Source organism: Mycobacterium colombiense (genome assembly GCF_001672755.1).
Lineage (GTDB): Bacteria > Actinomycetota > Actinomycetes > Mycobacteriales > Mycobacteriaceae > Mycobacterium > Mycobacterium colombiense_C.
The window spans coordinates 1-6,720 of record NZ_LZKI01000106.1 but is presented as its reverse complement, the minus strand read 5'-3'; the positions used below and the strand labels follow the sequence as shown (position 1 = coordinate 6,720).

The window sequence follows — 6,720 nt, the reverse complement described above, 5'->3', positions numbered from 1 at the left end:
CGGGTCATGCGCGACGAATACGACATCGACCTCAGCGGCACTCGGCCCCAATCCCTGGCCGCGGTTTCCCGGCGCCGCTTCGACTGCGTGATCACGCTGTGTGACAAGGTGCGCGAATACGCGCGCGACCACGACCTGGCCACCACTATGCACTGGAGCCTGCCCGATCCGTCGGCCGCCGGCGCCGGATACCCGCAATTTCATCGCGTGGCAGGCGAATTGAGCCGCCGCATCGACTTCTTCGTCCCCGATTCGAGCGCGCTCCGGTTCGGGCGCTGACGATGGAGCTCAACAGGCGTCAGTTCGGCAAGTGGGCCGGCGTCGCACTGACGGCCGCGGTGGGAAGCGCCGGTGCCGGGGTGGGGGCGGCGTGTTCGCACCCGTCGACTGGCGGCCCACCCGGCGGCAAAGCCGAGTACACGTTGCGGATCGGCCCCGGGAAGGTCCAATTGGCCCCGGACCGGATAGTGTCGACCCTGACCTACAACGGTCAATTTCCCGGTCCGCTGCTGCGGTTCAAGGACGGCCGGCGCACTTGGGTCGATGTCTTCAACGACACGGATTCCCCGGAGCAATTGCATTGGCACGGCCAGCACATCGGCGTCGACGTCGACGGCGCCGCCGAAGAGGGCACGCCCGACATACCCGCACACGGCATGCGCAGGATCTCCTTCGTCCCCGGCCCGGCGGGCCTGCGTTTCTATCACACCCACGTCGTCCCGCGCGCCGATCTCGCGCGCGGCCAATACAGCGGCTTGGTGGGCCCGGTCTACATCGAGCCCGCACACGACGCCGGTGCATACGATCAGGAAATCTTCTTGACGCTCAAGGAGTTTGAGCCCGCCTTCAGTCGCGGGGGCGACATGGCCAGTGACTTTCTGGCCGGTGAGCAGGACCAAGATCTCAAGGAGAGAGGCGAGTCGGCGATGGCCGCCTCGTCAAGTCGTGGTGAGCAACCCGGCAACGAGGTCGGGTACGGGGCCTTCGCGATCAACGGGCGCATGCTGGGCCACGGCGATCCCATCCGCGTGCGAACCGGTCAGCGGGTGCTGTTCCATGTTCTCAACGGCAGCGCCACCGAGACCCGCAGCTTGGCCTTGCCCGGGCACACCTTCACCATCGTCGCGCTGGACGGGAACCCGGTGCCCACGCGGGCCGCCGTGCCGGTGTTGTGGCTCGGGGCGGGCGAACGGATCTCGGCCATGGTCAGCATGGCCAATCCGGGTGTCTGGGTGCTGGGCGACCTGTCGGACGACGACCGCGGCCACGGCATGGGCGTGGTCGTCGAATACGCGGGGCGCGACGGGGATCCGCAATGGGCAACGCCCCCGCCCTTCAGGTGGGATTACCGGCTGTTCGGCACACCCCAGCCGGCGGACATTCAACGGCCCGACCACACCGTCGACATGTTGATCGAAAAGCGCAACGCCGCCGACAACGGTTTCAACGTCTGGACGATCAACGGTGCGCCCTTCGCGATGGACACCAACAAGCCCGTGCTGGACATCGAACGCGGCAGGCGTTACCGGCTGCGGTTCCGCAACGCCAGCGACGACCTGCACCCCATGCACCTGCACCGGCACACGTTCGAGATCACCCGGTTCGCCGGGACACCGACCGCCGGCGTTCGCAAGGACGTCGCGATGCTCGGCGGCTACCAAAGCATGGAGATCGAATTCGTCGCCGACCAACCCGGCCTTTCGCTCCTGCATTGCCATCAACAAATCCACATGGATTACGGGCTCATGCTGCTGGTCAACTCCAGCTGATCGGCGCAGGCAACGTCACAACCCGGCAAGCTGGGGGAGCACGTCGGCGGCGAGAAGCTCGAAGTTTCCGGCCAGGCGCACCATGTTGGTCGGCGCCCGCACGTAGACCCGGGAGATGCCGAGTTCGGTGTAGCGGCCCAGCTCGTCGACGATCTGGGCCGGGGAGCCACAGAATGTGGTGCCGTCGAAGGCCTGTGACGCGAAGTTGACGGGATCGATTGCGGCCGTGGCCTGCTCGCGGGTATGCCCGACGCCGATCAGCGCGGTCATCGAAAAGGCGATGCCGGCGGGGTCGCGGCCGATATCCGCGGCGGCCGCGCGGACCAGTTCGATCTGGCGCTCCGGGCGTTTGAGTTCGCTCCTGTGCTGGTCGCCCGGCGCGCGACGGCGGCTGGTCTGCAGGTTGAACTCGTCGGCGAACCGCGCCGCCAACGCGGGCGTGCGCTTCGTGCCGATGCCGCCGAGAATGATTGGCGGATGCGGCTTTTGCCGGGGCTTGGGCAGCGCCGGCGCGTCGCGCAACTGGAAGCACCGGCCGGTGAAAGAGTAGCTCCGCCCCGCCGGGGTCCGCCAGAGGCCGGTGATCAGTTCCAGCGCTTCGCCGAGCCGGTCGAAACGCTCGCCGACGGGCGGGAACGGAATCCCGTAGGCAACGTGTTCGGGCTCGAAATACCCGGCGCCGAGGCCGAATTCGATGCGGCCCGCGCTCATCTCGTCCACCTGCGCCACCACGATCGCGAGCGGGCCGGGGTGCCGGAAGGTCACCGATGTCACCAACGACCCGAGTCGGATGCGTACGGTTTCGCGCGCCAGCCCGGCCAACGTCGTCCAGACGTCCGTCGGCCCGGGCCGCCCGTCACCGGCGAACGGGTGGTAGTGATCGGACAGAAAAAATCCGGCGTAGCCGAATCGCTCCGCCAGCCGCGCGGAGTCGGCCAGCTCCTGGTAGGTCGCGCCGTTGCTGGGATCGGTGAAGATTCGGCATTGCATCGGCTCGCTCCTTACCCCAACGGGTCGTTCTGGCGCACCCCCCGATACATGCCCCAGCGCACGATCCACGGCATCACCACGCGCTCGACCGACCAGGACGGGAATCGGAAGGCATGGCCGGTGGGCAGGAACACCTCCAGCCCGTTGGGCTGGATACCCACTAGCGAGCCCCACCGCCGCGTCGGCGCCCGGTAGGCGCGCAGGGGCCGGCCGGCGAAGTCGGCGAGGACGTTGCGCGCCACCAGGGCGTCGCCACGGTTACGGGCGGAGCTGCGCAACGGATCGGTCGCGGCGACGTCGCCGACCGCGAACACGCCCCGGTGGCCGGGCACCCGCAGCTCCGGCGTGACGCGCACGAACCCGCGTTCATCGAGCAGTTCCGGCGGCAGCCACTCGGTGTTGGGCCGCACCCGCCCGATCGCCCACAGTACGGCGTCGGCGTCGGCCGGGGGTTGTCCGGTGCTCCAGTGGACCGGGCCGGTGGTCAGTTGGTCGCCCGAGAACCCGTCGGTCAGCACCGCGCGGTGTCCCGGGTGCACGCCGACGCCCAGCTGGGTCAGCCGGCCGCGGATCCGCTGCCAGATCCGTGGATGGTGCCCCTCGAGGGCGGACTCGCCGGGGAAGTAGAGGTCGATCCGCTTGTCCGGCCACGTGGTCGCCATGTTGAGAGCGCTGCTGACCGCCGCGGCCCCGCCGCCCACCACCACCACCGACGCGGCGGCGGCCAGCCGGTCGTGCGCGGCGCGCAGTCCCGCGCCGATCTCGGCGGCCGACTGCAAGGTCGGCTGGCGCCAAAAGCCGTTGCGGACCCCGGTCGAGATGACCAGCGCGTCGTACGGCTCGGTGATGGCCGCGCCGTCTTCGCCTCGGCCGAAGACGGTTTGGGCGGCCAGGTCCACTCCCGTCAGCGTCGCCTGCACGATGCCAACGCCGTCGAGGCGGCGGAAACGGTCGAACGGAATCCAGTAATCGCGTGCCCAATCGTGCGGACGCGAGAGCCGGACGCCGAGTTCCTGGCCGCTCACCAGCCCGGGTTTGGCCGAGATCCCGACGACGTCGGCCTGCCGGGACAGCCGGATCGCCGCGAGGACGCCCGCGTCCCCGAGCCCGGCGACGATGACACGCCTACGGTTCATGCCGCTATCCTGCCCTGCGTAGATTGCGGACGAGCCGTTGACCGATCCGAGAGCGAGGGGGCAACGTCAATTGACCGTCTCGCGCAGAGGCGATGGCCCGGAGCTCGGGGAGACGCGGGCGTCGGTGCATCCGCGGGTGAGTGCAGCGCTGCGCACCGTGGTGCGTGCGTCGGCCCCTCGTCCCGCCGCGGCCCGGCGCGCCGCCAAGGACTTCGAGAAGCGCCTGATTCCGGCCGTCATCGCCGAGATCCGGTGGTCGTTCACCCGGCCGCGCACCTGGCTGATGGGTGTGGTGGCCAACGTGGTTTTCGCCGCCGGCTGGCTGCTGGTGCAGCCGCTGACCCCGGTGGGCCGTCACCCCGATTGGGTGATCCTGGTGGGCACCTACTTCTCCTCATGGGTCCTCGCCGACGTGACCACCACCAACTTCCTGGGCGCCGACCACTACCGCATCCTTCGTGGGTTATCGGACGGCGTGCCGTTCTGGCGCGTCCTGTTGATCAAGAACGTCGCCTTGCTCGCGATCGTGGGGCTGCCCACTCTGGCCGCCGCGGTCGCGTTGACACTGTGGCTGGAAACCCCTGCGCGGCTTGGCATTACGATCCCCACTGTCGCGGTGCCCATCGTGTCCTGGTTGGGTGTCGGCAACTTCATCTCGGTGCTGCACCCGGTCAGTGTCGAGCCGCTGCTGCGGCGCTGGCGCCAGCGCGGCGATCTGCGCCGCACCCGCAGTTGGGTGCTGGCGCTGACATTGCCCTATGCGCTGTACTACGTGGCCGATCCGATGAACGGTGTGGAGCATCGCGTCCTGTGGCAGCAGGCGCCCGCGCTGATCTGGCCGGTGTTCGGGCGCGATACCAAGAGTTTCGTCCACCTCGCCATCGCCACGAGCGTGTGGGTCGCGGGCAGTGCCGCCGCGGTGTATTGGGTGCGTCGGCGCGGATTGCAGATCCGCTAGGACACCTGGGGTTTGATCTCCTCGATCACCCATTGCGCGTAATCGAGGTATTCGTCCACGCCGCCGACGGCGGGGACGGGAACCGCGGTCGTGGTCACGCCCTGCTCGGCGAGCCAGTTCAACCGGTCGACGATCTGTGCGGCGCCCATGCCCGGCCGGTCGCTCGCGCGGCGGGCGACGTGTCCTTCGCCGACCCGGTTGGTGCCCAGCCCGTGCATCACCTCGAATTCCCGGCCGTCGTAGCCGGGCTGGGACTTGATGTAGTCGAGTTTTCCCGCGATCTGTTCGGGTTGCGTGAGGAACGGCCACCACCCGGACCCGAAGGTGGCCGCCCTACGCAGGGCGGCGTCGGCGTCCCCGCCGATCCAGATCGGAAGATGGGGCTTTTGAACGGGTTTCGGCTCGAAGGCGATGTCGGCGAACGACACATACCGGCCTTCGAATCGGGGCGTGTCACTGGTCCACAATTCGACGATGGCGGCCAGATACTCGTCGGCGATGCGTCCCCGCTCCTGGAAAGGGACTCCGAGCAGCTGGAACTCGCGGGCCAGCCACCCCACTCCGAACGTCACCATCATCCGCCCGCCGCTCATCCAGTCCGCGGTGGCCAGCGCCTTGGCCACCACGATGGGGTGCTGCAGCGGCAGGATGGTGACGCAGGAGTTGATGGCCACCCGCTCGGTGGCCCCGGCGATGAAGGCCTGGGCGGTCGTCGAGTGCAGGTAGTGCGGCCCGGACAACTCGACGTGGTCGGTGGGGATGACGAGATGCTCGGGCACCGCGATCATGTCGTAGCCCCACCGGTCGGCGCATTGCATCATGCGGCGCTGTTCGGGCCCGGTGACGGCCGCCTCCCAGGGCTGCGTGATCGCCTTGAGGCGCAGCAGGTGCGGAACGGGAAAGGCGAACTTCACGGGCGTCCCAGCCAGCGGTCCATGTCCTTCAATCTAGGGGTTGGTGTTGTTAACCTGGCGACATGGACTCCGAAACGGACCCTGCCAGCCAAAAGCTGACCAACGCGGCGCTTGCCGCCACCAGCTGGGCGCTGCTGGGCATGATGTCCTACGAAGAGGAAGTCTCGGGCTACGACCTCAAGAAGTGGATCGACTGGAGCGTCGACCTCTATTACTGGAGCCCGTCGTACAGCCAGATCTACACCGAGTTGAAGAAGCTCGAATCGCTGGGGATGGTGACCTCGCGCGTCGAGCGTGACGAGGGCACCCGCAGCCGCCGGCTGTACAAGATCACCCCGGCTGGGATGGATGCCGTCACCGAGTGGACCAACCTCGCGCCCGTGGACCCGCCGGTGCTCAAGCACAGTGTGCTGCTGCGCGTTACGTTCGGGCACCTCAGTAATCCGAGCCGGCTCAAGGAATTACTGCAGGAGCATGTGGCGTCTTCGGAAGCCAAACACCGCAAGGCCGTCGAGGACGCCGAGGGAGCCGAGGTCGAACCCGCGTGGGCGTACTCGGTGCTCGCCCTGCGCTGGGCGGCCAAGTATTACGCCGCCGAGCGCGAATTCGCGCTGGAGATGATCAAGGAGATCGACGAGGCCGACGCGATCCTGCAGAGGGCCGCGAAAGGTGGCTTCGGCAAGCCTCGCCCGACGCCCGGTTACTGGCGTGAGGTCGAGAAGCAGGTTCAGGCGAAGCGCGAGGCGGATTAGTTCTGCGGGTGGCGACCGGTTTCGCCCGGGGCGCCGGCCTGGGAATCCCTACCCGAACCACCTTATGGATATCGAAACTGCATAGTGAAATCACTTGTGTCACTTGTGTTTCAGTGACCCCTGACCGCGGATTGTTGTCGGTGGGTGCGGCTAGTTTCGGGGTATGAGTTCGGGCGGCATCATCGATCGGGACGCGATCAC

At 67.9% G+C, this 6,720-nt stretch carries 6 protein-coding genes and 1 pseudogene; 4 read left to right on the top strand and 3 right to left on the bottom strand.

What is annotated here, in order from left to right; all coding sequences use genetic code 11:
• Both A5708_RS27235 and A5708_RS14450 read left to right on the top strand, forming a co-directional pair.
• Window positions 1-279 (top strand): annotated as a pseudogene (locus tag A5708_RS27235) (ArsR family transcriptional regulator); the annotation flags it as partial.
• A gap of 2 nt (window positions 280-281) precedes the next feature.
• A complete protein-coding gene (locus A5708_RS14450) occupies window positions 282-1,769 on the top strand; it encodes a multicopper oxidase domain-containing protein (RefSeq protein WP_231117914.1) in 1,488 nt (495 codons plus the stop codon).
• 15 nt (window positions 1,770-1,784) lie between these two features.
• Here the strand turns inward: A5708_RS14450 and A5708_RS14445 are convergent, their stop codons facing one another.
• Together A5708_RS14445 and A5708_RS14440 are read right to left on the bottom strand one after the other, a co-directional pair.
• Entirely contained in the window at window positions 1,785-2,759 is a 975-nt protein-coding gene (locus tag A5708_RS14445; RefSeq protein WP_065029282.1) for an LLM class F420-dependent oxidoreductase, read from the bottom strand.
• A gap of 11 nt (window positions 2,760-2,770) precedes the next feature.
• The gene (locus A5708_RS14440; RefSeq protein ID WP_065029281.1) at window positions 2,771-3,895 is read right to left on the bottom strand and encodes an FAD-dependent oxidoreductase; all 1,125 of its coding nucleotides are present in this window, start codon (window positions 3,893-3,895) and stop codon (window positions 2,771-2,773) included.
• A gap of 70 nt (window positions 3,896-3,965) precedes the next feature.
• Here A5708_RS14440 and A5708_RS14435 point away from each other — a divergent pair, with 70 nt between their 5' ends.
• Window positions 3,966-4,853: a hypothetical protein gene (locus tag A5708_RS14435; RefSeq protein WP_419538331.1), complete on the top strand. Its 888-nt coding sequence runs from the start codon at window positions 3,966-3,968 to the stop codon at window positions 4,851-4,853.
• Here A5708_RS14435 and A5708_RS14430 read toward each other — a convergent pair.
• Window positions 4,850-5,767 (bottom strand): TIGR03619 family F420-dependent LLM class oxidoreductase, encoded by a 918-nt coding sequence (locus A5708_RS14430; protein WP_065029280.1) that lies wholly within the window; start codon window positions 5,765-5,767, stop codon window positions 4,850-4,852. The two genes, A5708_RS14435 and A5708_RS14430, sit on opposite strands and share 4 nt — an antisense overlap.
• A gap of 62 nt (window positions 5,768-5,829) precedes the next feature.
• On the opposite strand from A5708_RS14430, the gene A5708_RS14425 reads away from it, so the two are divergent.
• Window positions 5,830-6,519 (top strand): PadR family transcriptional regulator, encoded by a 690-nt coding sequence (locus A5708_RS14425; protein ID WP_065029279.1) that lies wholly within the window; start codon window positions 5,830-5,832, stop codon window positions 6,517-6,519.
• Window positions 6,520-6,720 lie beyond the last annotated feature (201 nt).

Bases quoted from the DNA above. Each gene is read 5' to 3' on its own strand.
- A5708_RS14450 (WP_231117914.1), top strand. From the start codon at position 282: ATGGAGCTCAACAGGCGTCAGTTCGGCAAGTGGGCCGGCGTCGCACTG.
- A5708_RS14445 (WP_065029282.1), bottom strand. From the start codon at position 2,759: ATGCAATGCCGAATCTTCACCGATCCCAGCAACGGCGCGACCTACCAG.
- A5708_RS14440 (WP_065029281.1), bottom strand. From the start codon at position 3,895: ATGAACCGTAGGCGTGTCATCGTCGCCGGGCTCGGGGACGCGGGCGTC.
- A5708_RS14425 (WP_065029279.1), top strand. From the start codon at position 5,830: ATGGACTCCGAAACGGACCCTGCCAGCCAAAAGCTGACCAACGCGGCG.